Source organism: Sphingomonas sp. OTU376 (assembly GCF_038440415.1).
Classification (GTDB): Bacteria; Pseudomonadota; Alphaproteobacteria; order Sphingomonadales; family Sphingomonadaceae; genus Sphingomonas; species Sphingomonas kyeonggiensis_A.
On sequence record NZ_JASATQ010000011.1, the window covers coordinates 72171 to 97400 of the forward strand.

General features: G+C 67.4%; 29 protein-coding genes and 1 pseudogene. 16 read left to right on the forward strand and 14 right to left on the reverse strand.

Features of this window, described 5'->3' with window-relative positions:
* Positions 1–12: 12 nt before the first annotated feature.
* Complete coding sequence (locus AAHM44_RS07185; RefSeq protein WP_184164070.1) at positions 13–531, reverse strand: DUF2141 domain-containing protein; 519 nt, start codon at positions 529–531, stop codon at positions 13–15.
* Complete coding sequence (locus tag AAHM44_RS07190) at positions 528–1460, reverse strand: hypothetical protein (protein WP_184164067.1); 933 nt, start codon at positions 1458–1460, stop codon at positions 528–530. Before AAHM44_RS07190 ends, AAHM44_RS07185 begins: the two co-directional genes overlap by 4 nt.
* Positions 1461–1650: 190 nt before the next feature.
* Here AAHM44_RS07190 and AAHM44_RS07195 point away from each other — a divergent pair, with 190 nt between their 5' ends.
* Positions 1651–2739: a glycosyltransferase gene (locus AAHM44_RS07195; protein WP_342249528.1), complete on the forward strand. Its 1089-nt coding sequence runs from the start codon at positions 1651–1653 to the stop codon at positions 2737–2739.
* Positions 2740–2776: 37 nt separating this feature from the next.
* Here AAHM44_RS07195 and AAHM44_RS07200 read toward each other — a convergent pair whose 3' ends face one another.
* From AAHM44_RS07200 to pyrE, 8 genes are read right to left on the reverse strand one after another with little or no spacing between them, the layout of a single operon-like run.
* The gene (locus AAHM44_RS07200) at positions 2777–4831 is read right to left on the reverse strand and encodes a TonB-dependent receptor (protein ID WP_342249529.1); all 2055 of its coding nucleotides are present in this window, start codon (positions 4829–4831) and stop codon (positions 2777–2779) included.
* Positions 4828–5451 (reverse strand): maleylacetoacetate isomerase, encoded by a 624-nt coding sequence (gene maiA / locus AAHM44_RS07205; protein ID WP_342249530.1) that lies wholly within the window; start codon positions 5449–5451, stop codon positions 4828–4830. The genes AAHM44_RS07200 and maiA overlap by 4 nt, the downstream gene beginning before the upstream one ends.
* Positions 5448–6611 (reverse strand): AI-2E family transporter, encoded by a 1164-nt coding sequence (locus tag AAHM44_RS07210; protein WP_342249531.1) that lies wholly within the window; start codon positions 6609–6611, stop codon positions 5448–5450. The genes maiA and AAHM44_RS07210 overlap by 4 nt, the downstream gene beginning before the upstream one ends.
* Positions 6611–7483, reverse strand: coding sequence for a signal peptidase I (gene lepB / locus AAHM44_RS07215; protein ID WP_269573093.1), 873 nt, complete (start codon positions 7481–7483; stop codon positions 6611–6613). The genes AAHM44_RS07210 and lepB overlap by 1 nt, the downstream gene beginning before the upstream one ends.
* Complete coding sequence (acpS, locus tag AAHM44_RS07220) at positions 7483–7887, reverse strand: holo-ACP synthase (protein WP_184164049.1); 405 nt, start codon at positions 7885–7887, stop codon at positions 7483–7485. The genes lepB and acpS overlap by 1 nt, the downstream gene beginning before the upstream one ends.
* A complete protein-coding gene (locus AAHM44_RS07225) occupies positions 7888–8187 on the reverse strand; it encodes a hypothetical protein (protein ID WP_342249532.1) in 300 nt (99 codons plus the stop codon).
* Entirely contained in the window at positions 8184–8912 is a 729-nt protein-coding gene (locus AAHM44_RS07230) for a pyridoxine 5'-phosphate synthase (protein WP_342249533.1), read from the reverse strand. The genes AAHM44_RS07225 and AAHM44_RS07230 overlap by 4 nt, the downstream gene beginning before the upstream one ends.
* Before the next feature lies 1 nt (position 8913).
* Positions 8914–9495 carry an orotate phosphoribosyltransferase gene (gene pyrE / locus AAHM44_RS07235; protein WP_269573096.1) on the reverse strand — a complete coding sequence of 194 codons (582 nt, stop codon included), beginning with the start codon at positions 9493–9495 and terminating at the stop codon, positions 8914–8916.
* A gap of 178 nt (positions 9496–9673) precedes the next feature.
* On the opposite strand from pyrE, the gene coxB reads away from it, so the two are divergent.
* The 12 genes from coxB to AAHM44_RS07295 all read left to right on the forward strand — a co-directional run bounded on the left by coxB (position 9674) and on the right by AAHM44_RS07295 (position 19937).
* A complete protein-coding gene (gene coxB, locus AAHM44_RS07240; protein WP_446745962.1) occupies positions 9674–10759 on the forward strand; it encodes a cytochrome c oxidase subunit II in 1086 nt (361 codons plus the stop codon).
* A 1-nt stretch (position 10760) separates the two neighbouring features.
* On the forward strand, positions 10761–12440 hold the full coding sequence (gene ctaD / locus AAHM44_RS07245; RefSeq protein WP_269573098.1) for a cytochrome c oxidase subunit I: 1680 nt from the start codon (positions 10761–10763) through the stop codon (positions 12438–12440).
* A gap of 169 nt (positions 12441–12609) precedes the next feature.
* Positions 12610–13497, forward strand: coding sequence for a hypothetical protein (locus AAHM44_RS07250; RefSeq protein WP_342249535.1), 888 nt, complete (start codon positions 12610–12612; stop codon positions 13495–13497).
* A 70-nt stretch (positions 13498–13567) separates the two neighbouring features.
* Positions 13568–14470, forward strand: a complete 903-nt coding sequence (locus tag AAHM44_RS07255) for a heme o synthase (protein WP_184164029.1) — start codon at positions 13568–13570, stop codon at positions 14468–14470.
* Positions 14467–14634 carry a hypothetical protein gene (locus tag AAHM44_RS07260; protein ID WP_269573100.1) on the forward strand — a complete coding sequence of 56 codons (168 nt, stop codon included), beginning with the start codon at positions 14467–14469 and terminating at the stop codon, positions 14632–14634. The genes AAHM44_RS07255 and AAHM44_RS07260 overlap by 4 nt, the downstream gene beginning before the upstream one ends.
* Complete coding sequence (locus AAHM44_RS07265) at positions 14631–15197, forward strand: cytochrome c oxidase assembly protein (protein ID WP_184164023.1); 567 nt, start codon at positions 14631–14633, stop codon at positions 15195–15197. Before AAHM44_RS07260 ends, AAHM44_RS07265 begins: the two co-directional genes overlap by 4 nt.
* Positions 15198–15277: 80 nt before the next feature.
* Complete coding sequence (locus AAHM44_RS07270; protein ID WP_269573101.1) at positions 15278–16111, forward strand: cytochrome c oxidase subunit 3; 834 nt, start codon at positions 15278–15280, stop codon at positions 16109–16111.
* Between the two features lie 58 nt (positions 16112–16169).
* Positions 16170–16529, forward strand: a complete 360-nt coding sequence (locus AAHM44_RS07275; RefSeq protein WP_269573102.1) for a DUF983 domain-containing protein — start codon at positions 16170–16172, stop codon at positions 16527–16529.
* Positions 16529–17149 carry an SURF1 family protein gene (locus AAHM44_RS07280; RefSeq protein WP_342249544.1) on the forward strand — a complete coding sequence of 207 codons (621 nt, stop codon included), beginning with the start codon at positions 16529–16531 and terminating at the stop codon, positions 17147–17149. Before AAHM44_RS07275 ends, AAHM44_RS07280 begins: the two co-directional genes overlap by 1 nt.
* A gap of 131 nt (positions 17150–17280) precedes the next feature.
* Positions 17281–18672, forward strand: coding sequence for a threonine synthase (gene thrC, locus AAHM44_RS07285; RefSeq protein ID WP_342249536.1), 1392 nt, complete (start codon positions 17281–17283; stop codon positions 18670–18672).
* A 96-nt stretch (positions 18673–18768) separates the two neighbouring features.
* Positions 18769–19641, forward strand: a complete 873-nt coding sequence (locus tag AAHM44_RS07290) for a class I SAM-dependent methyltransferase (RefSeq protein ID WP_342249537.1) — start codon at positions 18769–18771, stop codon at positions 19639–19641.
* Positions 19641–19937, forward strand: coding sequence for a hypothetical protein (locus tag AAHM44_RS07295; protein WP_184000378.1), 297 nt, complete (start codon positions 19641–19643; stop codon positions 19935–19937). Before AAHM44_RS07290 ends, AAHM44_RS07295 begins: the two co-directional genes overlap by 1 nt.
* A gap of 210 nt (positions 19938–20147) precedes the next feature.
* Here AAHM44_RS07295 and AAHM44_RS07300 read toward each other — a convergent pair whose 3' ends face one another.
* Genes AAHM44_RS07300 through AAHM44_RS07310 form a run of 3 tightly spaced genes read right to left on the reverse strand, consistent with a single transcriptional unit; the run spans position 20148 to position 21738 of the window.
* On the reverse strand, positions 20148–20786 hold the full coding sequence (locus tag AAHM44_RS07300) for a heme exporter protein CcmB (RefSeq protein WP_342249538.1): 639 nt from the start codon (positions 20784–20786) through the stop codon (positions 20148–20150).
* Complete coding sequence (ccmA, locus tag AAHM44_RS07305; protein WP_269573107.1) at positions 20783–21349, reverse strand: heme ABC exporter ATP-binding protein CcmA; 567 nt, start codon at positions 21347–21349, stop codon at positions 20783–20785. The genes AAHM44_RS07300 and ccmA overlap by 4 nt, the downstream gene beginning before the upstream one ends.
* The gene (locus AAHM44_RS07310; protein WP_342249539.1) at positions 21346–21738 is read right to left on the reverse strand and encodes a metallopeptidase family protein; all 393 of its coding nucleotides are present in this window, start codon (positions 21736–21738) and stop codon (positions 21346–21348) included. Before AAHM44_RS07310 ends, ccmA begins: the two co-directional genes overlap by 4 nt.
* 38 nt (positions 21739–21776) lie before the next feature.
* Here AAHM44_RS07310 and AAHM44_RS07315 point away from each other — a divergent pair.
* Positions 21777–22073 (forward strand): annotated as a pseudogene (locus AAHM44_RS07315) (4a-hydroxytetrahydrobiopterin dehydratase); the annotation flags it as partial.
* A 3-nt stretch (positions 22074–22076) separates the two neighbouring features.
* Here the strand turns inward: AAHM44_RS07315 and AAHM44_RS07320 are convergent.
* Entirely contained in the window at positions 22077–22856 is a 780-nt protein-coding gene (locus AAHM44_RS07320; protein ID WP_269573110.1) for an SDR family oxidoreductase, read from the reverse strand.
* 55 nt (positions 22857–22911) lie between these two features.
* Here AAHM44_RS07320 and AAHM44_RS07325 point away from each other — a divergent pair, with 55 nt between their 5' ends.
* Both AAHM44_RS07325 and AAHM44_RS07330 read left to right on the forward strand, forming a co-directional pair.
* On the forward strand, positions 22912–23679 hold the full coding sequence (locus AAHM44_RS07325) for an ATP-binding cassette domain-containing protein (protein ID WP_269573111.1): 768 nt from the start codon (positions 22912–22914) through the stop codon (positions 23677–23679).
* A 17-nt stretch (positions 23680–23696) separates the two neighbouring features.
* The gene (locus tag AAHM44_RS07330) at positions 23697–25199 is read left to right on the forward strand and encodes an ABC transporter permease/substrate-binding protein (protein WP_446745963.1); all 1503 of its coding nucleotides are present in this window, start codon (positions 23697–23699) and stop codon (positions 25197–25199) included.
* Positions 25200–25230: the final 31 nt, after the last annotated feature.

Below are 25230 nucleotides of genomic sequence, written 5' to 3' on the forward strand. Positions count from 1 at the left end.
GCCGCACCTTCCCTAGTCGTCGAGCGGGCCGAAGCCGCCCAGGCCCCTCAGATATTGGGCCTTGATCGTGATCTGTCCACCAGCCGGGCCGACATTGACCAGCGCCTGGCGTACCTTGGGCCGGCTGCGGCCGAGCTTCTGGTTGCTGGCGAAGCCGGCGCCGTCCTCCCAGAAGTTGAACTTGTTCTTGCCGTCGCGGTCATGCGTGAACAGCACCGCCCAGGTGCCGGCCTGGGGTGCGCGGATGCAGATGCGCACCGGGCCCGACTGCGGCACCGACGCCCAGACGCGGCGGAACGGCTTGCCTTCCTTCTTGAGCGAGGTGTCGTCGCGCAGGAAGTCTTCCTCGTTCGGCGGATAGAGCTCGACCTTGAGCCGGCCGGTCCGGTCCTTGAGGCCGGTGACGTTGACATAGAGCCGCGCACCGCCGGGGATCGCGCAGGTGCCGTCGACCGGATCCTGCTGCGCGGCGGCCGGGCTCGCGGCGAAGGCGAGCAGGGCGGCGGTGCTGGCGGTCAGGACGCGGATCATTGCTGCTTGTTCCTCATGAGCAGGGCCTGGACGCTGAACCCTCCGATCAGCGTGACATGGGCGAGAAGGGTGAGTCCGGCGATCAGCGCCATCAGCTCGGACATCGCCGAGCCCTGGCCGATCACCACCCCGGTGATCGCGGCGAAGGCGGCTTCCTTGCTCGGCACCAGCGGCAGGCGCCAGACGAGCAGGCGGCCGGCGGCCATCATCAGCCACACGCCGATCGATACGTTCGGCATCGCCAGATGCCAGGCGATGGCGACGAGCAGCGATCCGGTGAGGATACGGATGCAGTGGACCATGAACACCCACCACAGCTCGCGGCGGGGCAGCGAGAAGACGCGCTTGGAGAAGAGCAGGAAGGGCAGCGACATCAGCGCCAGCACCCCGACCGATCCGATCACCGCCAGCTTCCACTGCGGCGGCACCAGCCCCAGATAGAGCGGCAAGCCGAGGATCATCATCACAAAGGTGATCGCGTTGCCCGCGATCGCCGACAGGATCATGACGTCCTTCACCGCGCCGAAGGGCGCCGCGACCATCTGGGTGCGCTGGCGGGCCCAGGCGTAGAAATAGGCCTCACCCGAATAGCCGAACAGCACTTCGTTCGAGATGCGCTTCTTGTGGAGCGCGGCGAGTCCGGCGAGCGGAATCTGCCACAGCCGTTTGAAGATGATATAGTCGAAGGTCGGCGGCCCCACATAATAGAGCGCGAAGACCAGATAGAAGAGCGGGTTGGTCGGCAGCGTGCGGTACAGGCCGGCCAAGCCCGAGCCGAACAGCTCGCGGCCAAGCGCTACGATCATCAGCAGCGTCAGCGCACCGCCGACGAGCGCCGGCCAGCGACGCTTGATCTTTTCGACGGGCTCAAGGCCCGCAAGGTCGGGCGCGCCCGGAAGGGGAACGGCCTCGACAACGCTCGTGTTCACCGAAGCCTCCAAACTGGGTTCGTTCACTGATTCGTATCCGCTGCCTAAATAACCGGCATATTACAGTACTTTACCGGCGCCATGCGGCTTTGCAGCCCCCAGTTCACACGACGCGAAATTGGCTGGTGACAGCAGAATGCGGTTTATTGCGGGGGCGATTTGGGCGTAAGAGTGGCAATTCGCAAGGTCTATGTTGCACTGCACCCATCCTGAAACCGCCCATCACATCCTCACTTATGCCCAGCGCTTGCAGGGCGGCGGTGTGGAGCGGGCGATGCTGCGCATGGCTGCCGGGTGGCTGCGCCAGGGGCGCCGGGTGACCTTGGTGCTGGGCAGCCGCGAGGGACCGCTGGCCGCCGAGATCCCAGACGGAATCGACCTGATCGAACTGGGCGACCCGCGATATCAGGCGCTGTTCCGGCTTGCCGGCGAGGTGCGGCGGGTACGGCCGGATATCCTGTTCTGTCCCGGCAATCGCTATACCGGCGTCACCGCGCTCGCGCGCCTGCGGCTGGGCCGCACATCGCCGCCGATCGTCGGCAAGGTCTCGAACGCGCTGGTGCGCCCCGAGCTCTCTCCGGGCGCCGCCTGGCGCTATCGCCAGTGGCTCAAGCTCCACCCACGCTTCCTCGACCATGTCGTGGCGATGACCCCGGCGATGGCGGCGGAAGCGATCGCCGAAATGGGCATGCCTGCCGCGCGGGTGAGCGTCATCGCCAATCCACCGGCCGCTACGATCGCCGGCGCGGCACCCGTGACCTTGCCCGACGGACGCTATTTGATCGGCGTCGGCCGGCTCGAACCGCAGAAGCGCTGGGACCGGCTGCTGTCCGCCCTGCCCCGGCTGGTGGATCAACAGGTGAAGCTCCTCCTGCTCGGCGAAGGCGGCGCTCGCGCGGAACTCGAAGCGCAGGTGGCGGCGTTGGGGCTCGGCGACCGGGTGACGATGCCGGGCCATGCCGGCGATCCGCTGCCCGCTCTGAAAGGCGCGGCAGTGGCGGTGCTGACTTCGGACTATGAAGGCGTACCCGGCGTGCTGCGCGAGGCGCTGTCGGTGGGGACGCCGGTGGTCTCGACCGAATCGAGTGTTGCAGTGCGCGAGATCGTCCATGCGCCCGAACTGGGAACGGTGATCGACCGCGAGGACGCCGAGGGGCTGGTCGCGGCACTGGACCATTGGCTGCGTGCAGACGCGGTGCGGCCCGCGCCGGTCGCGGTGAGCGGCGATCCGATCGCGGAATATCTCGCGCTGTTCGATCGGCTGGTTGGGGAGAAGTAGCCGTCATCCCGGCGGAAGCCGAGATGACGAAGATCGATCACCGCAGCCGGATCTTCGCCCCCAGCCACAAGGTCCGAGGCAGGGCGCGTTCGATCACGCCGGGCCCGCTGATCCCGGCCTGGACCTCGGCATCGAAGATATTCTCTGCCCGCGCCTGGAGCGCGAAGCTGCGCGTGAGCGGCAGCACCGCACCGGCGTCGAGCGTGAAGGCGCCCTTCAAGGTTCGTGTGTTCTGGTCGTCCTCGAACTGCGGCCCGGCGTAGCGCGCGGTCAGCGAGGCGCCGGCATCGTCCCGGCTCCAACCGAGAGTCGCGCTCGCCTGGTGGCGCGCGGTCTGGGCCGGGCGAAGCCCGTCGAGCGGCGCGGACACGCCCGAGGCGGAAACCCGCGAATCGGTATAGGCATAGGAAGCCCCCAGGCTGAGATCGCCCGACGTCCAGCGGCCGTCGAATTCGACGCCCTTCGCCGTCACCGCGTCGAGATTCCGGCGCTGGCGATAGAAGCCCGCCGCCGAGACGAACCCAACGCCGGGGAAGGTGCCGGGGCCCTGGGCAATCGTGACATTGGCGATCGCGCCGTCGAGCCGGTTCCAATAACCGGTCGTACGGAAGCTGAGCGTGCGGCTCGGCCGCCAGTCGGCACCGACCTCCGCACCGGTCAGCCGCTCGGGATCGAGCGCGGCGTTCGCCGCAGTCGCGTCGGCACCGGCCCGGAAGGGACGGTAGAGCTCGTTGAGTGTCGGCAGGCGCCAGCCACGATAGCCGGCCATGCGCAGGGTCACTGCGCCGAATCGCCAGGCCGCACCGGCCCGTCCGGTGGCTTCCCAGCCGTGACGATCGGGGAAGCGGCTGTCAGTCAGCACCGGTCCCGGTGCCAGCGAAGTCTCGCGCAGCGATCCGCCCGTAATGTCCCAATGATCGAGTCGGCCGCCCAGGCTGAGCGTCAGCGGACCGCTTTCATAGCTGGCATCGGCAAAGCCGCCCACCGTCAGGCTCTCGCCGCCCGCGCCCCGGCGGCGAGTGGGCAGGCCGGCGACATAGGTGAACAGCTCCTCGGTCTGGCCCGACACCCGGCGCAGGTCGCTGCCGAGACGCAGGGTCACCCCGCCGCCAATGGGTGGGGCGATCTCGAAGCGCGCGCCGATGCCGGTAGCGGGCACCGCATATTGGTCGAGCGTGGCGGTCGCCGTGGTCCGCGTATCGTTGACGCTGGCAAAGCCCGAGGCGAAACCGCGCGTCTGTAGATAGGCGAGGGCCGACCAGCCCCAGGTGCCGCGGCCGACAAGGCGGATGCTGGCATCGGCGCCCTCGCTCTTCACCCGGGTGAAATCGACGCCGCGATCGCGGTGGTCGGTAAAGGCGGAAAGATTGGCCTGCAGCTCGACATCGCCGCCAAGGTCGGTGACCGCGCGCAGCGCCGCCGCCGCCTGCTCATAGGGCGCCGGCCGATCCGCCGGGCCGCGATCACCCTCGACGATCGGCGTGAAACCGTCGCCTCGGGCATATTGGCCGGCAAGCGTGACGAAGCCGCGCCCCAGGGTTGCCGCGCCGACGCCCGAGACGTCGATGCTGTCGCGGCTGCCATAGAGCGCATCAAGGCCGAGGGCACCGAGCTGTGCGGGGCTGCCACTCTCCAGCTCGATCGTGCCGGCCAGCGCGCCCGGCCCGGCATAGCCGCTGCCGCCGCCCCGGACGATGCGGGCGCCGGCGAGACGATTGGGGAGATAGGCCGGAAAGGCGACCCAGCCGCCGAACGGATCGGCCTGGGGCACGCCGTCGAGCAGTAGCAGCGCCCGACTCGAGGCATTGCCGCCCAGGCCGCGCAGCGTAATGCCCTGTGAGGTCGGATGCGCCGAACGCGAATCGGAACGGCGGAACTGGGCGAGCCCGGCAGCATCGCGCAGCGCATCTTCGAGCCGGCCGCTGGCGGTGCCGGCGATCCGCGCACGATCGATCGTCACCACATCATAGGCGGCATCGCCCGGAGGCGCCTCCAGCCCGCGCCCGGTGACGACAATCTCATCGGGATCACGGTCCTGGGCAAAGGCCGGCGCGGCGAGCAGCAAGCCCGCCGCGATCCCCAGGCGCCTCACTTCGGCGCCACGGCGTCGGGACGGGCAGCGGCGAAGGCGGGCAGCGCGGCGCAGGCCGCGTCGATCGCGACCAGCCGGGGAAAGGCATCCAGCGGCGTGTCGAAGCGCCGGGCATTGTACATCTGGGGCACCAGGAACAGGTCGGCCACGCCGGGGGCCGCGCCGCCGAGGAACGGGCCGTCGCCGGCCATCGCTTCCAGCGCGGCGAAGCCCTCGGCGATCCAGTGGCGAGTCCAGTCGTTCCGCCCCGCCTCGTCCACGCCCATTTCCTTCAGCCGACGCATCACGCGCAGGTTGTTGAGCGGGTGGGTGTCCGCCGCGATCACCAGCGCCCGGGCCAGCGCGGCGGCGCGGGCATCGGGATCGGCGGGAATCAGCCTCGGCTCCGGATAGCGCGCGTCGAGCCAGTCGAGGATCGCCAGGCTTTGGGTGATGACATGGCCGTCATCCGCCTCCAGCGCCGGCACGAAACCTTGCGGGTTGCGGGCAAGGTGCTCGGGGCTGCGCTGCTGGTTCTCGAGCAGCAGGATGTCGCGCCGCCCGACCGCCACGCCCTTGAGGTTCAGCGCGATGCGGACGCGGTAGGAAGCCGAGGAGCGGAAATAATCGTAGAGGATCATGCCGCGCTCGTCGGTGGCTCGAGCGGCGTGGGTGCATCCTGGTCATAGCCCTTGCGCAGGCGCACCCGCCATTTGACCCGCGGACCCTGTTCGTCGGCGGCGCGGGCGGCGCGCTCCGCCTCGCTCTCCAGCGCGACCTTGATCATCGCCACGATCGGATCGGCCAGCGCCAGGCCGAGCACGCCGAACAGGGTACTCGCGAGGATCTGCGACGACAGGGTAAGCGCCGGCGGCATGTCGACCGTGCGGCGCGCGACCAGCGGCAGCACGACATAGCCGTCGAAATTCTGCACGCCGAAATAGATGATGATCGCCCAGATGCCGGTCTCGGTGCCGGCGCTGAAGCCGACCGAGACCATCATCACGCCCGAGATGAAGGCGCCGATATTGGGGATGAAGGCGAGCACGCCGGTGATGATGCCGAGCAGCAGCGCCATCGGCACGCCGGCGAACCACAGCAGGATCGCGGTGAGCACGCCTTCGAACAGCATGCCGAGCAGGCGCCCGGCGAGCAGGCGGCGCATCGTCGTCGCCATGCGGCTGATCGTGACGGCGAAGGCGTCGCGCGCATCGCTCGGCACCAGCCATTGCAGCCCGCGCTCATAGATGCGCGGCTCCAGCGCCACGAACAGGCCGATGATCACGATCATCAGGAAGGAGGAGACCGCGCCGAACACCGAGCCGACCGCGGAGGTCAGCTTGCCGACGCTGCCCAGCGCCTCCTTGGCCAGGCCGGTCAGATCCGAACGGCCCGGCATCAGCCCGAGCTCGGCCACCCATTGCGCCACCTTGTTGGCCTGCACTTCCAGCGTGGTGCGCAGCTGCTCCGCCTGAGCAGCGATCTGCATGCCGGTCAGGTAGAAGATGCCGCCGAAAAAGGCGATCACCAGCAGGATGACGATGACGATGCGCAGCGTGCGCGGGATCGGCAGGATGCGGCCGAGCAGGCGCGCGCCGCCATCCAGCATCGAGGCGAAGACCAGGCCGCCGAAGATGATCAGGATCGGCTGGACCAGCAGCACGAACAGCGCCACCGCGATGCCGAGGCCGAACCAGACGCTCGCCTTTTTCAGCTCGGCGCGGACCACGGGATCGCGCAGCTCGTTGGGGCCCGGCTCCTGGACGACATGGACCTTCGCGGATTCGAGCGCATCACTCATCACTGGTTATCCCGTTGGGGGTGGAGCGTGGTGCCGGCGCGGCCGGGACGGAAGGACTTGGGCCAGGTCAGCGGGTTCCAGCTGGCGCTGCCGTCGAGGCTGAAGGTGATGAACTCGGCGCGACCGCCGATATTCTCCCAGGGCACCGGCCCGCCCAGCCCGTTCTGCGAGAGCGGGAAGCGGCTGTCGGCCGAATTGTCGCGATTGTCGCCCATCAGGAACACCTTGCCCTGGGGCACCCGGATCTCGGGATAATTGTCGCCGCGCCCCGCACGGAAGCCGAGATCGACCGTGTCGTAGGACCGGCCATTGGGCAGGGTCTCGCGGAAGATCGGCAAGCGGCAGAACTGCTTGCCGCCGCGCGTGACGAGGAAGCCGTGATAATGGTCGTCGTCGCAGCGGGTGTTGGTATCGACCGGAATGTAGCGATCGCCCATCGCGCGGCGGGGCACTGCCTTGCCGTTCAGATAGACGATGCCGCCACGCACCCCGATCATGTCGCCGGGCAGGCCGATCACCCGCTTGATATAGTCGGTATTGGTGCCGGGCGGGGTGACGATCACCACGTCGCCGCGCTCGGGCAGGCGTCCCAGGATGCGGCCGGGCATGTGCGGCAGCACATGGAAGGTCGGCGTCACCCAGCTATAGCCATAGGGATATTTGGTGACGACCAGCCGATCGCCGACCAGCAGCCCGGGCAGCATCGATTCGCTGGGAATGAAGAAGGGTTTGGCGATCAGGCTGTGGAAGCCGAGCACGGCGAGCACGAGCCACAGGATGCCGCGCGCCTCCGCCCACCAGTCGGTGTGCGGTCGGGCTTCGGCCTCTTCCTCGAACGCTTCGTGACTCAACGCGAGCTCGTCCGCCCCCATCAACCTTCCTTCACCGCCTCGATCATCACCATGGCGAACGCCCAGGGATGATCGTCCGTCAGCGTCAGATGCACCTTGGCGACGTGACCCGGAGGGGTGATGGCGTCAAGCCTCGCCTTCGCGCCTCCGGTCAATGCCAGCGTAGGCGCGCCGGAGGGCGCGTTGACGACACCGATGTCCTTCATGAACACGCCCGCCTTGAACCCGGTTCCCACCGCCTTGGAGAAAGCCTCCTTGGCGGCGAAGCGCTTGGCGAGCGTGGCGGCATAATTGTGCGGGCGGGTCTTCGCCTTGGCGATCTCGCGATCGGTGAAGCTGCGCTGCTCGAAACGTGTGCCGAAACGGTCCAGCGACTTCTGGATGCGTTCGATATTGCAGAGGTCGGAGCCGAGGCCGAGGATCATCTAGGGTCCCGTCCAGAGAAAGGTCAAAATGCTGGCCGGGGCGGCGAGCAGCATCAGGAACAGCCACCACCGGATGCCGTTCCCGCGCACATAGCTGATCCAGGCCAGGACCTGGAAGAGTATCGCAGGGGCAAGGATAATTCCTGCACGCACTATCGCTCTGAGAAGCAGATCGCCGGGAGGGTCGGGAATCTTGCCGTAGAGAATCTCGATCGGAAGCAATGCCGCCCGGACGGCGAGCAGCAGCGGCAGCAGTGACACCAGCGCAAGCCCGATAGGCGCGCGGCGTGGCGACTTCACCGCGCCGCGTCCATCAGCGCGCGCATGTGGCGGATCACCGGTGCCAGGCCATCGAAGATCGCCTCGCCGATCAGGAAATGCCCGATGTTCAGCTCCATGATCTGCGGGATCGCCGCTATCGGGATCACATTGTCGAAGGTCAGGCCGTGGCCGGCATGGGGCTCCAGCCCCGCCTTCACCGCCAGCGCGGCGGCATCGGCGATGCGCTTGAGCTCAGCCTCGCGCGCGCCCTCCTCCAGCTCGCAATAGCGGCCGGTGTGCAGCTCGACGACCGGGGCGCCCAGCCGGAGCGCCGCGTCGATCTGGCGCTCGTCGGGCTCGATGAACAGCGAGACGCGGCTGCCATTGGCACGCAGCTTCTCGACCATCGGCGCGAGATGGTTGTGCAACCCGGCGGCATCGAGCCCGCCCTCGGTGGTCCGTTCTTCGCGCTTCTCCGGCACGATGCACACCGCGTGCGGACGCGCGCGCAGGGCGATCGCCAGCATCTCCTCGGTCGCCGCCATCTCGAGGTTGAGCGGCACGGTCAGCTGGTCGACCAGCCGGGCGATGTCGTCATCGGTGATGTGGCGGCGATCCTCGCGCAGGTGCGCGGTGATGCCATCGGCACCCGCCTCGACCGCGAGCAGCGCGGCGCGCACCGGATCGGGATAGCCCGAGCCGCGCGCGTTGCGCACGGTCGCGACGTGATCGATGTTCACGCCCAGGCGAAGCGGACCGCCCACCTCAGGCAATCGCGCGGCTGCCCGGCTTGGTCGCGGGAATCGCGGCCAGTTCGGGCGGGAGCTGGTCGGCCGGATAGGCGGGCACGTCCATCTTGAGCAGCGAGACGAGCGGCACGCCGACGTCCGCGGTACCGTTCGAGCGGTCAACGATGCAGGCGGCGCCGAGCAGGTTTCCGGGATGCTTGCGGATCGCGGCGATGCATTCGCGCGACGACAGGCCCGTGGTTACGATGTCCTCGACCATCACGATCCGCGCACCTTCGGGAATCTCGAAGCCGCGGCGCAGCTGGAATTCGCCGTCCTCGCGCTCAACGAACACGGCCTTGCAGCCAAGTGCCCGCGCCGTCTCGTAGCCGGGAATGATTCCGCCGATCGCGGGCGAGACGACCATGTCGACTTCGCCGAACGACGCGCGAATCAACTTTCCTAGTGCACTGCACACACGCTCGGTTCGCGCAGGGTCCTCGAAAATACGCATCTTTTGCAGGAAGATGGGCGAACGAAGCCCGGAAGACAGGATGAAATGACCTTCGAGCAACGCACCTGCAGCACGAAACTCATCCAGAACTGCGTTGCCTTCCAATGCTCACTCCATCATTCCCGGGATTGTCGATTTCCCTTAGGACCAGCCTCTATCGACCGCAACGGCCGATCAAAAAGGGTTGAGAATGGATGCATGACTCGTATACCCCGATTGCACTGGGGGTAATCCTTTCCCAGCCCGGGGCTCTTGCGGAACAGGGTGAAGATAGACGATGCGCATGCTTGGGTTGACTTCGATCCTCCTGGCGGCGGGGATGGCGTTCGCCACGCCCGCATCCGCCCAGGAGCCCGCCGCAAATGCCGCGGCACCGGTCGCCAACACCGCCGCTCCGGCGGCGGTCGCGACTCCCGCTATTGCTGATCCCACACTCGATGCCGCAGGCAAGCCGAAGACCAAGGCGGCCCCGGGCATCGGCCAGCCGATCGCCGATGCGATCTCGCTGCAGCCGCAGGTGACGCCTACCGGACGCGAAGCGCACTGGTTCCACAATGTGGTGCTGCTGCCGCTGATCACGATCATCTCGATCTTCGTGCTGATCCTGCTGCTCTGGGTGATCGTCCGCTATCGCCGCGCCGCCAATCCGACGCCGAGCCGGACCGCCCACAACACGCCGATCGAGATCGTCTGGACGCTGGTGCCGGTGCTGATCCTGATCGCGATCGCGGTCCCTTCGATCCGCCTGCTCGCCGCGCAGTTCAAGCCGGCGCCGAAGGATGCGATCACCCTCAAGGCGATCGGCAACCAGTGGTTCTGGAGCTATGAATATCCGGACAATGGCGGCATCCAGCTGACCGCGAACATGCTCAAGGAGCAAAGCCAGGTCGGCAAGGGCGAGCGCTTCCGCACCGATGCCGACGGCCCCCGCCTGCTGGCGACCGACACCCGCGTCGTGCTGCCGGTCGGCGTGCCGATCCGCCTGGTCACCACCGCGCAGGACGTGATCCACAGCTGGGCGGTCCCCGCCTTCTGGATCAAGCTCGACGCGGTGCCGGGCAAGCTCAACGAGACCAGCTTCATCATCGAGAAGCCCGGCCTCTATTTCGGCCAGTGCTCCGAACTGTGCGGCGCGCGCCATGCCTATATGCCGATCGCGGTCGAGGCCGTGTCGCCGGCCGAATTCGCCCAATGGGTGAAGTCGAAGGGCGGCACCATGCCGAACGAGGTTGCCGCTGCCGCAGCCGCCGAAGCCGCGCAGAACGCGGCCGCGCCGGCTGCCGAGACCAACGCCGCCGCCGAACCGGCCGCCACCAACGAGACCGCGCCGGCCGCCAATGCCGCCGCCGGCAACACGACGGGCAACTGAGATGACCGACACCGCCATCCACGCGCATGATCACGGGCACGACCATGCCCATGATCACCATGATGCCGATCACAAGCCGGGCTTCTTCGCCCGCTGGTTCATGTCGACGAACCACAAGGACATCGGCACGCTCTACCTGATCTTCGCGATCGTCGCCGGCATCATCGGCGGCTCGATCTCGGGCCTGATGCGCGTCGAGCTCGCCGAGCCCGGCATCCAGTACCTGCCCTACTGGCTGAGTTTCCTGCACGGCAACGAGACCAAGTTCGACGACGCCATGCACTTCTGGAACGTGCTGATCACCGCGCACGGCCTGATCATGGTGTTCTTCATGGTCATGCCGGCGATGATCGGCGGCTTCGGCAACTGGTTCGTGCCGATCATGATCGGCGCGCCGGACATGGCGTTCCCGCGCATGAACAACATCTCGTTCTGGCTGCTGATCCCGGCCTTCCTGCTGCTGCTCGCCTCGCCCTTCGTCGGCATCGGCGCGGGCACGGGCTGGACGGTCTATGCGCCGCTCTCCACCTATGGCGAGCCCGGACCGTCGGTCGACATGGCGATCCTGTCGCTCCACCTTGCCGGTGCCAGCTCGATCCTGGGCGCGATCAACTTCATCACCACCATCTTCAACATGCGCGCGCCGGGCATGACCCTGCACAAGATGCCGCTGTTCGTGTGGTCGGTGCTGATCACCGCCTTCCTGCTGCTGCTGGCACTGCCGGTGCTCGCCGCCGCGATCACCATGCTGCTGACCGACCGCAACTTCGGTACCGCCTTCTATGATCCGCAGTACGGCGGCGACCCGATCCTGTACCAGCACCTGTTCTGGTTCTTCGGCCACCCCGAAGTGTACATCATGATCCTGCCGGGCTTCGGCATCGTCAGCCACATCATCGCGACGTTCAGCCGCAAGCCGGTGTTCGGCTATCTCGGCATGGCCTATGCCATGGTCGCGATCGGCTTGGTCGGCTTCGTGGTGTGGGCGCACCATATGTTCACCACCGGCATGTCGGTGACGATCAAGATGTACTTCACCGCCGCCACCATGGTGATCGCGGTGCCCACGGGCGTGAAGATCTTCTCGTGGATCGCGACGATGTGGGGCGGCTCGATCAGCTTCAAGACCCCGATGGTCTGGGCGATCGGCTTCATCTTCATGTTCACCGTGGGCGGCGTCACCGGCGTGGTGCTCGCGAACGGCGGCGTCGACGACTATATGCAGGACACCTATTACGTCGTCGCGCACTTCCACTATGTGCTGTCGCTCGGCGCGGTGTTCTCGCTGTTCGCCGGCTTCTACTACTGGTTCCCGAAGATGTCGGGCCGGATGTACAGCGAGCTGCTCGGCCAGCTGCACTTCTGGTTCTTCTTCCTCGGCGTGAACATCCTGTTCTTCCCGATGCACTTCCTCGGCCTGCAGGGCATGCCGCGCCGCTATCCGGATTATCCGGACGCTTATGCGCTGTGGAACCATGTCGCGACGATCGGCTATTTCATCATGGCCGCGTCGATGGTGCTGTTCTTCGTCAACATCATCTGGGCGCTCGTCGCCGGCCGCAAGGCCGAGGGCAATCCCTGGGGCGAAGGCGCGACGACGCTGGAATGGACGCTGTCCAGCCCGCCGCCGTTCCACCAGTTCGAGACGCTGCCGGTGATCGAGGATCACGGACACCACTGAGCAGCGCCGAAAGGCTGACAATGCAAAGCGCCCCGGGAGGAGACTTCCGGGGCGCTTTCGTTTCGTCCCTGTCGCGTGAAGAGCGGATCTGGTCGCGACGCGGCCGAAAGTTCATCATCGCGAAAGATGCGATATCGAAACGATGCCCGGGACCACAGGGAGACAGAAGATGAAGTTCCTGCCCGCCGCCTTCGCGCTGCTGCTTGCCGGCATCCCCGCCGCCGAAGCGCAACAGGCCCCCGCGGCGCCCGACGCAGTCATCCAGATGAAGCCCTGGCGCACCCGCTGGGCAATGGAAGCCGAGGTCGGCGGCAGGAAGGGGCTCTACCTGCTCGACACCGGTGCGGGGATCACGCTCGTCTCGCCGGAAAGCGCAAAGCGGGCGGGATGCGAACCCTGGGGCCGGCTGACCGGTTACAACATGATGGGCACCCGTCATGATGGGCCGCATTGCGGAGAGACCGTACCGATCATGGTGGCCGGGACAACGCTCAAGCCGCCGATCCTCGGCCTTATCAACATGGGCAAGCTCAACCCCAAGGACGTCGATCTCGACGGGATCATCGGGCTCAACCTGTTCGAGGGCCGTACCGTGACCTTCGACTTCGCCGCAGGCGTGATGACGCTCGAATCGGAGGCAAGCCGTGCCGCGCGAATCGCGAAGATGCGCCCGCTGCGCATCCGGCTGAAGCGTGAAGTCGATGGCGGCGCGCTGGCGGTGATGGCCGCGGTGCCGTCGAAGAAGGGCACGCTCTGGTTCGAGCTCGATTCGGGCAATGGCGGCACCGTGCTCGCTTCGAAGCCGATCGCCGGGCTGGTGGGCATGGACCCGGCGATGGAAGGCAAGCAACCGGCCGATTTCGAAGTGCTGGGCGATATCCGCGCGACCACGCCGGACGCCTTCACGCCCGACATGATCATGGACGGCAATCTCGGCATGCCCTTCCTGCGCAATTGGGTGGTGACGCTGGACCTGGCGCGCGGCCTCGCCTGGATCGGCGAGCCGCCGGTGCCGCCCAGGCCCGCCGTGCCGCTCGATACCGCGGTGAAACACTGAACGGCCCAGCGGGGGTCAAATCGTCCACTTTGCCGCCGGCTCGTGCTGTCCTATAGCCGGTGGCACGACCATGAGCACTTCCGCCGCCACCGTTTCGCTTCCCGCCGACTGGCGTGACTTCCTCGCGCTGACCAAGCCGCGGGTGATGACCCTTGTCGTCTTCACCGGGCTTTGCGGCATGCTTGCCGCGCCGGCGCACATCCACCCGATTCTCGGCTTCACCGCGATCCTGTGCATCGCGCTGGGCGCGGGCGCGGCGGGTGCGCTCAACCAGTGGTACGAGGCGGATCTCGACGCCAAGATGAAGCGGACGCAGAAGCGCCCGCTGCCGGCCGGGCGGATGGACCGCCAGTCGGCGCTGCACTTCGGCGTGGGGCTGGCCTGTTTCAGCCTCGTGCTGATGTACTTCGCGATCAACCTGGCGGCGACCCTGATCCTCGCCGCCTCGATCCTGTTCTACGTGTTCGTCTACACGATCTGGCTCAAGCGCCGGACGCCGCAGAACATCGTTATCGGCGGTGCCGCCGGCGCCTTCCCCCCGATGATCGGCTGGGCGGCGGCGACCGGCGATGTCAGCACCATGCCGGTGCTGCTGTTCGCGCTGATCTTCCTGTGGACCCCGCCGCATTTCTGGGCGCTCGCGCTGTTCGTGAAGACCGACTACGCCAATGCCGGCGTGCCGATGCTGCCGGTGGTGGCGGGCGAGCGCACGACGCGCATCCAGATCGGGCTCTACACGATCCCGATGATCCTGTGCGCCGCCGCGCCCTGGCCGCTCGGCTTCACCGGCGCGATCTACGGGATCACCGCCGCGGTCATGTCCGGCCTGTTCCTCGCCATGGCGGTGCAGGTGGCGATCCGCCGCACCGGGCCGGATGACGACATGGCGCCCGAGAAGCGGCTGTTCAAATTCTCGATCCTCTATCTGTTCGTCGTTTTCGGCGCGCTCGTTATCGACAGGTGGTTCGCATGACCGATGATCTGATCCAGACTCCCGCGACTCCGCTCGAGGAGGCCGAACTGGTCCGCGCCCGCCAGCGCAGCCGCGCCGTGGTGATGGCGGTGCTGCTCGGGCTGTTCGTGGTGCTGGTGTTCGCCATCTCGATCGTGAAGATCCAGCTGGGCCACGCCGGATGAAGTGGCCGAGCCGCAACCTGCGCGTCGCCATCCTCGCCGGCATCGGCGTGTGTTCGATGACCGGGCTCGGCTTCGCGGCGGTGCCGCTCTACCGGATGTTCTGCGAGGCGACGGGCCTGAACGGCACCACCCAGCGCGGACTGCGCGCGCCGGGCAGCGTCGGCCAGAAGATCACCGTAGCCTTCGATTCGAACGTGGCGAAGGGCATTCCCTGGAAGTTCCAGCCCGAACGCCGATCGGACACGATCGATATCGGCGGGCGCGACATGGCGTTCTTCACCGCCACCAACACCGGCGACCATGAAGTGACCGGCACGGCGACGTTCAACGTCACCCCCACTTTCGTCGGCAAATATTTCACCAAGATCCAGTGCTTCTGCTTCACCCAGCAGACGCTCAAGCCCGGCGAGACGGTGCGCATGCCGGTGATCTTCTATGTCGATCCCAAGATCCTCGACGATCCGGATGCGCGCGACGTGCAGGAAATCACCCTGTCCTACACTTTCTACCCGTCCGAATCGCCCGCGGTGAAGGCAGCGGCGGCCACCGCGCACGGATCCTGAATCCGCCAGGCACGAGGGTTGTTGCGGGAAGCGAATTCGCGCCCTAAGCTCCGAGCAAAAGCTTAGGACAGGGAAGATCGATGGCCGGGGCAAAGAACCACCAATACCATATCCTTCCACCCAGCATCTGGCCGCTCTTCGGTGCATTTGCTGCCTTTGTGCTCGCCATCGGCGGCATCATGGTGATGCACAGCTACACGAGCGCCTATCTGGTCTTCTTCTCGGGCCTCGCGCTCGTGGCGATCACCATGTTCGGCTGGTGGGCCAAGGTTATCCAGGAAGCGCATGCCGGCGATCACACGCCGATCGTGCAGCTCCACCTGCGCTACGGCATGATCCTGTTCATCGCTTCCGAAGTGATGTTCTTCGTCGGCTGGTTCTGGGCCTGGTTCGACTTCTCGCTCTTCCCCTCGCACGTCGAGGCAGTCGGCGGGCAATGGCCACCCAAGGGCATGGAAGTGCTCAACGCCTGGCAGTTCCCGCTGCTCAACACGCTGATCCTGCTCTGCTCGGGCTGCACCGTGACCTGGGCGCACCACGCGCTGATCAACGGCGATCGCGAGGGGCTCAAGAAGGGCCTGTGGCTGACGGTGCTGCTCGGCATCTCGTTCAGCTTCTTCCAGGCCTATGAGTATATGGAGGCTCCCTTCCCCTTCAAGGCGGCGAGCGAGGGCGGCTCCAGCTATGGCGGCGCCTTCTTCATGGCGACCGGCTTCCACGGCTTCCACGTCATCGTCGGTACGATCTTCCTGATCGTGAACCTGGTGCGCGCCTATAAGGGCGACTTCACTCCGAAGCAGCATTTCGGCTTCGAGGCGGCCGCCTGGTACTGGCACTTCGTCGATGTGGTGTGGCTGTTCCTCTTCGCCTCCATCTATGTCTGGGGCGGCTGGGGCGCGCCGGTCCACGGCTGACGTGACCGACACGCCCAACGACAATTCAGGCGACAATAGTCCAGGGGGAGGCGGCCCGGTGTCGCCTCCCCCTATCCTTTCGGGGACCAGGGGCGCCTGCCCGCGCTGCGGGGCGGCCACGCTGTTCCGCAGCTTCGTCGGCTTTGCCGACAAATGCGGTGCCTGCGGGCTCGACTTCACCCGGTTCAACGTGGGCGACGGGCCGGTGGTGTTCCTAACCCTCGGCATCGGCGCGCTGGTCACCGGACTGGCGCTCTGGGTCGAATTCACTTTCCAGCCCGGCCTGCTGATCCATGCGCTGCTGTGGATTCCGATCACCGCCGCGCTGGTGATCCTGTCGCTGCGCTTCTCCAAGGGGCTGCTGCTCGCGCTCGAATATCGCAACCGCGCGGGCGAAGGGCGCGTTCGGGAGGAATGATACCGCGTTTCCCGCTGATCCCGACGATCATCGTCGCGCTCGCCGTCGCCGCGATGATCGGCCTGGGCATCTGGCAACTCGAGCGCCGGAGCGCGAAGCTCGCCGCGCTCCGGCTCTATGCGCAGAATCTCGGCAAGCCGAAAATGGCCTTTCCACGCCTCCCAGTGGGAGACGAGAATCTCTTCCGCCGCGCCGATGCCTTCTGCCTCGAAGTGATCGACTGGCAACCCCAGGGCGGGCGCTCGATCAAGGGCACCAATGGCTATCGCCATATCGCCCGGTGCCGCACCGGCGCGGAGGGCCCGCTACTGCTGGTCGATATGGGCGTGGCGGCCAATCCGACATTCTTTCCTACATGGAGCGGCGGCAAGGTGACGGGCACGATCACCCATGCCCCCGATCACCGCCCGCTGCTTGCCGGCCTGTTCGACAGCGAACCCAAGCATTTGATGCTTATTTCGGAAAGCGCCGCGCCGGGGCTCGAACCGACCGCGAAACCCGACCTGTCGAGCGTGCCGAACAACCATCTCTCCTATGCGGTGCAATGGTTCCTGTTCGCGCTTATCGCCTCGGTGATCTACGTCCTCGCGCTGCGCTGGCGGCAGAAGCCGAAAGCCTGACCAACGCACTTTCAGTTCCCCGGCGAAGGCCGGGGTCCAGTTGCATAGCGCGTCTCAAATCTCGACGACGAGAGCCGCCTAAACATAGCCTATCTTGTCCCCCTCCCCGCTCCCCGCTAGGCCCCGCCCTCATGCAATATCAGAGCACCCGAGGCGCTGCGCCGCTGCTTGGCTTCCGTGACGTGACGCTCGCCGGCCTGGCGAGCGACGGCGGTCTGTATGTCCCGACCAGCTGGCCGAGCTTCAGCCGCGAGCAGATCGAAGGCCTCAAGGGCCTGTCCTATGTCGAGACCGCGGTCCGCGTGATGCTGCCCTTCACCGGCGACGACCTCAGCGAGGACGAGCTCCGCGCGCTGTGCGAGCAGGCCTATGGCCGCTTCTCCCAGGCTGCGGTCACCCCGCTCGCCCAGCTCGATCATCGCCACTTCCTGCTCGAGCTGTTCCACGGCCCCACCCTCGCCTTCAAGGACGTCGCGCTCCAGCTGCTCGGCCTGCTCTTCGAGAAGTTCCTGACCGGCAGCAGCGAGCCGCTGACCATCGTCGGCGCGACATCGGGCGACACCGGCAGCGCCGCGATCGACGCGGTCGCCGGGCGGCACGGCGTCGACATCTTCATGCTGCACCCCAAGGGCCGCGTCTCCGACGTGCAGCGCCGCCAGATGACCACGGTGCTGGCGCCCAACGTCCACAACATCGCGATCGAGGGCAGCTTCGACGACGCGCAGGCGATGGTGAAGGCGCTGTTCAACGACGCCGACTTCTCCGGCCGCTTCCGCCTGAGCGCGGTCAACTCGATCAACTGGGCCCGGCTGATGGCGCAGGTGGTCTATTATTTTTACGCCGCCGTCCGCCTCGGGGCGCCGGCGCAGAAGGTCGCCTTCGCGGTGCCGACCGGCAATTTCGGCGACGTCTTCGCCGGCTATGTCGCGGCGCGCATGGGCCTCCCCATCGAGCGGCTGGTCGTCGCCACCAACGTCAACGACATCCTCCATCGCGCGCTGTCGAGCGGCGACTATTCGGCGGGCACCGTCACGCCGACCGCCGCGCCGAGCATGGACATCCAGGTCAGCTCCAACTTCGAGCGGCTGCTCTCCGACCTTGCCGGCGGCAGCGTAGCCGAGCAGATGGCCGGCTTCGAATCGAGCAAGGCGATGCGCCTGACCAATGCCCAGACCGAAGGTGCCGCGAAGATCTTCGCGAGCGACCGGATCACCCCGGACGAAATGAACGCCGCGATGCGCTGGGCCTCGGCCGAGGCGGCGCAGGTGATCGACCCGCATACCGCGATCGGCCTCGCCGCCGCGCGCCGCGCGGACATCCCCGCCGATGTTCCGGTCGTCACCCTGGCGACCGCGCACCCGGCCAAGTTCGCCGACGCCGTCGAGCGCGCCACCGGCATCCGCCCGTCGCTGCCGGCACGCGTGGGCGACCTGTTCGAGCGGCAGGAGCGCTACGACGTGCTGCCCGGCACGCTCGACGCGGTGCGCGCCTACATCGCCGAGCGCGCCAGGCCGCGCGGCTGATCGTCTGGCTCCCTGGGCCCCGGCTTTCGCCGGGGAACTGCACGGGTGAATACCGGCGGGGATGACGGGCGTTTTGTTGCGTTCTAAAGACCCCCCATGGACCTCATCACTCTCACCGGCGAGCCCTGGGCCGATTACGGGCTGGTCGACAGCGGCCATGGCCGCAAGCTCGAGCGCTATGGCAAATATCGCTTCATTCGCCCCGAGCCCCAGGCGATGTGGGCGCCCGCGTCCGAAAACTGGGACGCGCATGGCGAGTTCGTACCCGGCGCCGATGAGGATGGCGGCGGCCGCTGGAACTTCACCAAGCCGGTGCCGAGCGAAGGCTGGCCGCTGCGCTGGGAGGAAGTGCGCTTCACCGCGCAGAACACCCCCTTCCGCCACCTCGCCTTCTTCCCCGACATGTCGCCGGTCTGGCACTGGATGCGGTCGCAGATCGACGGGATGGACGCGCCCGAGTTCATGAACCTCTTCGGATATACGGGGGTCGGCAGCCTGGCGATGGCCGCGAAGGGCGCGAAGGTCACCCATGTCGATGCCTCGAAGAAATCGGTGGCCGAAGGCAAGGCCAATGCCGCGCTGTCGGGCATGGAAGACCTGCCGATCCGCTGGATGATCGACGACGCCGCCAAGTTCACCGCGCGCGAAGTGCGGCGCGGACGGCGCTATGACGGGATCATCCTCGATCCGCCGAAATGGGGCCGCGGCCCGAACGGCGAAGTGTGGAAGCTCGAGGAAGGCCTGCCCGGCCTGATCGCCGACACGACCAGGCTGCTCGACGCCAATTCGCGCTTCCTGTTCCTCACCGTCTATGCCGTGCGCATGTCGGCGCTGGCGATCGGCGAGCTGCTCCGCCAGCATGTGTCGCACCTGCCCGGCAAGGTGGAATGCGGCGAACTCGCGGTGCGCGAGGAAGCACGCGGGCTCGAACTGCCGACCGCGATCTTCGCACGCTGGAGCCGGGGCTGATGGGCCTCTCGGTATTCCTCGCGACCGCCGTCGCCGACACGGTCGAGGGCCGCCGCCCGGGCGGGCGCCACGCGATGCTGATCTATGTCTCCGCCGACAGCTTCGAGGAGGCCCAGGCCAAGGCCGCCGGCGTCGCGCTCGGCACCGGCTGGATGCTGGTGCGGCTGGAAAAGGGCATGGAGGTCGCCGATCCGGGCGCAACCGAGGACCCGGTCCTGCGTGCAGCGGCTGCCGATGCACTGGCGGAAGGCTCGGCGATGGTTGTCTATGGCGACGAGCTGCCGCCCGAGGCCTGAGCTAGCGCCATTTGCCTAAACCGCTCCCCGGCGAAAGCCGGGGAACAGGTTTGCAGGACGGCACCCTCAGCCAATATTGACCGCCAGGCGCTTCAACCGGTTGGAAAGATAGGACGCCACCAAGGGCGCAATCCGACACGCGCGCCTGCTGGAGAATAAGGACCGCAAAAACCGCGCTTGGCCTGTACTTCGTGTACTTCCAAAACGGATCTAGTTCCGCCCCATTCGTACCGCCGCCCCCGCCACGAACGGGCAGCCCGCCATCAGCAACAGGCTTACCGCGCCGAGCAGCTTGAGCGCACCCGGCTGCTCGGCGGTGGCGCCGAAGATCAGCAGCGGCACGGCGAAGGGCAGCATCACCAGCCCCGCCAGCGCCCCCGCCCCGCGCAGCCCGGCGACGAGCGCGGCAGTGGCAACACCCAGCGCGGCCAGTCCCGGCGTGCCGATCAGCAGCGCAAGAAGCAGCGGCACCAGCGCATCGCCGGGCAACTGGAGCAGGCCCGAGGCGATCACCGTCGCGACGAGCAGTGCCGGCGCAAAGCCCAACCAGTGCCCGGCGACCTTGGCGGCAGCGATCCCGGCATCGGGCAGCCCGCGCACCGCCAGCTGGTCGAGCACCCCGTTCTCCAGGTCGGGCGCGAGCAGCCGCTCGACCGGGAGCAACGCGGCGAGCAGCGCCGCCGCCCAGATCACCCCCGGCGCGATGCGGGCGAGCAGCTTCCCATCGGGGCCGACCGCAAAGGGGAAAAGGATCGCAACGAGCAGGAAGAACACGACAGGCAGCGCCAGTCCGCCGGTGCTCCACGCCCGCCGCAGCTCGCGCCAGACGATCGCGGCATAGGCGCTCACAGCGCAACCTCGCGGACATCAGGCAGTGCGATCGGCAGATGGGTGGCGACCAGCGCGATGCCGCCGGCGGCACGGTGGCCGGCAATCAGCCCCTCGAGCAACGCCACCGAAGCCACATCCAGCCCATTGGCCGGCTCGTCGAGCAGCCAGATCGGCGCCCCGCCCGCCACCACCCGTGCCAGCGCGGCGCGCCGCCGCTGGCCGGTGGAGAGCATGCGGACGGGCACCCGGGCAATGTCGGCGAGCCCGACCGCGGCCAGCGCGTCCGGCACCGCGTCGCGCCTGCCGTCGAGCCCGGCCCAGAAGCCCAGCGCGTTGCCCAGCGGGAGTTCGGGATCGAGCGCCGGCGCCTCGGCCATCAGCGCGCGGTCGCCCTCGACTTCGACGCTGCCGGCGGCGGGCGCGAGCAGGCCGGCGGCGATGCGGATCAGGCTCGACTTGCCGACGCCATTGGGCCCGCTGACCAACGCCGCCTCACCCGGCGCCAGCACCAGGTCCAGCCCCTCGAACAGCAACCGCCCCCCGCGCAGGCAGGCCACCCCTTCAAGGGCAAGGCGGGTCACTCGGCCGAGTCTTCCAGCGCGTGCATGTCGTCGTCGGACAGGCCGAAATGATGTCCGACCTCGTGGACCACGACGTGGTTGACCAGCGATTCGAGCGTCACCCCGGTGTGCACCCATTCGTCGAGTAGCGGCCGGCGATAGAGGTGGATCTCATCGGGCATGGTCACCCCGTCCCAGGCCGATTTCTCGCCGACGGGGCGCCCGCGATACAGACCGGTCAGGTCGAACGGATCCTCGATGCCCATGGCGTCGAGCGTCTCGTCATCGGCGAAGTCCTCGATCACCAGCACGATGTCGACGAGATAGCCCTGGAAGGGCTCGGGGATGCGCGCAAGGGCAGCGCGGGCGAGGCGCTCGATAATGGCGGCGTCTGGGGCTTGTCCGGTCATGTCGCCCGGAATAGGCCGGGGAACGGAGCTACGGCAAGGAGGCAGTGATGGTTGCGCGGTTGACGGATGGACTTCGCGAGGAATCGCTCGCCGCGCTGCCCGGCTGGACCTGGGACGCGGAACGCGATGCGATCACCCGCAAGTTCGAGTTCCGGGATTTCAACCAGGCCTTCGGCTTCATGACCCGCGTAGCACTGATCGCCGAAAAGGCCGATCATCACCCCGAATGGTCGAATGTGTGGAACAAGGTCGAGATCCTGCTGACCACGCATGACGCCGACGGGCTCTCCACCCGCGACATCCAGATGGCGCAGCAGATCGACGCGCTGCTCTGAGCGTTACTTGAACGCGCGACGCTGCAGCTTGCGCAGCGTACCGGGCATCCAGCGCTGCATGAACCAGAGCCGGTGGGCGGTCTTGCCGACCCGGGTATGGACGTCCTTGCGCACATCCAGCATGTGGCGGACCGTCTTCACCACTTCGCTCACCGGGGTGATCTCAAGCCCGGCAGCAGTCACCGATTCGCGCACGTTGCGGTTCGAGTCCTGGGTGACGTGGTTGAGCAGCGGCGTGTCGATGAAGCTCGGCATCAGCGAGCCGACATAGATGCCCTCATGCCCCCATTCGGCGTTGAGCGCCTCGGCAAAGCCGCGCATCGCGAACTTGCCGGCGCTGTAGATCGACATGCCGGCATTGCCCGAGATGCCGGCGGCCGAGCTGGTGATGATCATCGCCGACCCCGGCGTTGCCTTGAGCAGGGCATGCGCGGCGCGGGCACCATGAACGACGCCGTTGATGTTGATCGCCAGGCCGCGCTCGATGTCGGCATCGGACATGGTCTCAAGCTGCCCGCCCACCGCGATCCCGGCATTGTTGAACAGGAAGTCGAGCCGGCCGCCGCTCTTGCTCGCGAAATCGGCCAGCGCTTTCACCCAGGCATCGCGGTCGCGCACATCCATTGCATAGGTCTCGGCGCCAGGGACTGTCGCCTTTGCCGCTTCGAGGCCGTCCGCGTTGACGTCGGCCAATCCTACCAGCCAGCCATCCGCCGCCAGGCTCTGCGCCACCGCCAGACCGATACCCGACGCGCCGCCGGTGATGAATGCCGCCTTGGCCATTGCCCCACTCTCCCTTTTTTGACCTTTGCCATTTCATCTCGCACAACGCTGCACGATGCCAGAGCAAAGCCGCTCCGTTACCTTCAAAAATGTCAGCAAGGTCTGGCCCGGGGGCGTGAAGGCCGTCGATGGCATATCGCTGGAGGTTGCGGCGGGCAGCTTCGTCGCATTGGTCGGTGCCTCGGGCTCGGGCAAGTCGACCCTGCTCAAGATGGTCAACCGGCTGATCGAACCGAGCGAAGGCGCGGTGCTGGTCGGCGGCGAGCCGGTGGACGCCGGCCCCGCGCCGGAACTGCGCCGGCGGATCGGCTATGTCTTCCAGAATGTCGGGCTGTTCCCCCATATGCGGGTGGGGGAGAATGTCGCGATCGGGCTGCGGCTGGCGGGCGAGAAGGATAGCGCCGGGCGCGTGGCCGAGCTGCTGGAACTCGTCGAGCTGCCGGCCGACATGGCCACGCGGATGCCGGATGAACTTTCGGGCGGGCAGCGCCAGCGCGTCGGCGTGGCGCGGGCGCTGGCAACGGGGCCGGGCATATTGCTGATGGACGAGCCGTTCGGCGCGCTCGATCCGGTGACGCGCGACGGCCTGGGCAAGGCGATCCGCGCGCTGCACGACCGAATGGGGCTCACCACGATCCTGGTCACCCACGACATGGCCGAGGCGCTGCTGCTCGCCGATCGCGTGCTGGTGATGGAGAAGGGCCGCATCGTCGCCGATGCCAACCCGCGCGACCTGCTTGCCGGCAAGGGCGGCGCGGCAGCGGATGCACTGGTCGCGGTACCCCGCGCGCAGGCGCACCGGCTGGCGGAGCTCGAGCCCTGAGCGGCGCGCTCGCCCGGGTGCCCGAGCTGCTCGCCCAGCATCTGCTGCTGGCGCTGGCGGCACTGCTGCTCGGACTGGTGATCGCACTGCCGCTTGCCGTGCTCTCCGCGCGCAACCGCCTCGTGGGGCGGATCGCTCTGGGTTTCGCCAGCCTGGTCCAGACGATCCCCAGCCTGGCGCTGCTCGCGCTGTTCTACCCGATCCTGCTTTCGCTCTCCTCGCTGGTCGGCGGCGGGATACCGGCATTGGGCTTCCTGCCCTCACTGCTCGCGCTGTCGCTCTACGCGCTGCTGCCGATCCTGCGGAACGGTGTGACCGGGCTCGCGACGATCGACCCGGCGGTAATCGAGGCGGCGGACGGCGTCGGCATGACCGCGACGCAGAAGCTGTGGCTGGTCGAGACGCCTTTGGTGCTGCCGGTGCTGATGGCAGGCATCCGCACCGCCGCGGTCTGGACGATCGGCGCGGCGACGCTCTCCACCACCGTCGGCCAGCCGAGCCTGGGCGACCTGATCTTCGCCGGGCTGCAGACCCAGAACTGGTCGCTGGTTCTGACCGGCTGCATCGCCGCCGCCTGCCTGGCGCTGGCGGTCGACGGGCTGCTCGGACTGGCGGAATATGGCATTGCCAGGCGCAGGCGCGCGCTGGCCTGGGCAAGCCTCGGCACGCTGCTGGTCGCGGTTGCCGTGGCGCTCGTCCCGGCCCTGCCCTCGGCACGCGGCACGGTGACGATCGGCGCCAAGGGCTTCTCCGAGCAATATATCCTCGCCCGGCTGATCGGGCATCGGCTGGAGGCGGCGGGCTACAAGGTCCGCTACCGCGAGGGGCTGGGATCGGCAGTCGCGTTCAGCGCGCTCGCGAGCGGCGATGTCGACGTCTATGTCGATTATTCCGGCACGATCTGGACCAACGAGATGCGCCGCAGCGACGTACCGCCGCGCGACGCGATCGTCGCCGGCGTCGCCAAATGGGCGCAGGACAGGCACAGGGTCACCCTGCTCGGCTCGCTCGGCTTCGAGAACGCCTATGCATTTGCGATGCGCGGCGACGATGCCAGGAAGCGCGGCATCGCCAGCATCGCCGACCTCGCGCCGATCGCCGGCAGCCTCAGCCTCGCCACCGATGTCGAGTTCCTCGAGCGGCCCGAATGGGCGGCGGTGAAGAAGGCCTATGGCCTGAGCTTCAAGTCCGCCCATCCCTATCAGCCGACCTTCATGTACCGCGCGCTGGCGAGCGGCACGGCAGACGTGATCCCCGCTTTCTCCTCCGACGGGCGGATCGCGGCGGACAAGCTGGCGGTGCTCAGCGATCCCAAGGGCGCCATCCCCGGCTATGACGCGATCCTGCTGCTCACCCCGAAGCGCGGCGACGATGTCCGCTTCCAGGCCGCACTCCGCCCGCTGATCGGCGCGATCCCGGTCGAGCGGATGCGCGAGGCCAATTACATGGTCGATCGCGACAGTAACAAATCAAGTCCCGACGAAGCCGCGCGCTGGCTGGAGCGTGGACTCGCCCGATGAACTTCTGTTATCGCTACCAGATATAAGAAAC

Bases quoted from the DNA above. Each gene is read 5' to 3' on its own strand.
- AAHM44_RS07250 (WP_342249535.1), top strand. From the start codon at position 12,610: ATGAAGTTCCTGCCCGCCGCCTTCGCGCTGCTGCTTGCCGGCATCCCC.
- AAHM44_RS07260 (WP_269573100.1), top strand. From the start codon at position 14,467: ATGACCGATGATCTGATCCAGACTCCCGCGACTCCGCTCGAGGAGGCC.
- AAHM44_RS07265 (WP_184164023.1), top strand. From the start codon at position 14,631: ATGAAGTGGCCGAGCCGCAACCTGCGCGTCGCCATCCTCGCCGGCATC.
- AAHM44_RS07210 (WP_342249531.1), bottom strand. From the start codon at position 6,611: ATGAGTGATGCGCTCGAATCCGCGAAGGTCCATGTCGTCCAGGAGCCG.
- AAHM44_RS07325 (WP_269573111.1), top strand. From the start codon at position 22,912: ATGCCAGAGCAAAGCCGCTCCGTTACCTTCAAAAATGTCAGCAAGGTC.
- AAHM44_RS07290 (WP_342249537.1), top strand. From the start codon at position 18,769: ATGGACCTCATCACTCTCACCGGCGAGCCCTGGGCCGATTACGGGCTG.
- maiA (WP_342249530.1), bottom strand. From the start codon at position 5,451: ATGATCCTCTACGATTATTTCCGCTCCTCGGCTTCCTACCGCGTCCGC.
- AAHM44_RS07295 (WP_184000378.1), top strand. From the start codon at position 19,641: ATGGGCCTCTCGGTATTCCTCGCGACCGCCGTCGCCGACACGGTCGAG.
- AAHM44_RS07185 (WP_184164070.1), bottom strand. From the start codon at position 531: ATGATCCGCGTCCTGACCGCCAGCACCGCCGCCCTGCTCGCCTTCGCC.
- AAHM44_RS07310 (WP_342249539.1), bottom strand. From the start codon at position 21,738: ATGACCGGACAAGCCCCAGACGCCGCCATTATCGAGCGCCTCGCCCGC.
- acpS (WP_184164049.1), bottom strand. From the start codon at position 7,887: ATGATCCTCGGCCTCGGCTCCGACCTCTGCAATATCGAACGCATCCAG.
- coxB (WP_446745962.1), top strand. From the start codon at position 9,674: ATGCTTGGGTTGACTTCGATCCTCCTGGCGGCGGGGATGGCGTTCGCC.
- ctaD (WP_269573098.1), top strand. From the start codon at position 10,761: ATGACCGACACCGCCATCCACGCGCATGATCACGGGCACGACCATGCC.
- lepB (WP_269573093.1), bottom strand. From the start codon at position 7,483: ATGGGGGCGGACGAGCTCGCGTTGAGTCACGAAGCGTTCGAGGAAGAG.
- AAHM44_RS07195 (WP_342249528.1), top strand. From the start codon at position 1,651: ATGTTGCACTGCACCCATCCTGAAACCGCCCATCACATCCTCACTTAT.
- AAHM44_RS07320 (WP_269573110.1), bottom strand. From the start codon at position 22,856: ATGGCCAAGGCGGCATTCATCACCGGCGGCGCGTCGGGTATCGGTCTG.
- AAHM44_RS07270 (WP_269573101.1), top strand. From the start codon at position 15,278: ATGGCCGGGGCAAAGAACCACCAATACCATATCCTTCCACCCAGCATC.
- AAHM44_RS07255 (WP_184164029.1), top strand. From the start codon at position 13,568: ATGAGCACTTCCGCCGCCACCGTTTCGCTTCCCGCCGACTGGCGTGAC.
- thrC (WP_342249536.1), top strand. From the start codon at position 17,281: ATGCAATATCAGAGCACCCGAGGCGCTGCGCCGCTGCTTGGCTTCCGT.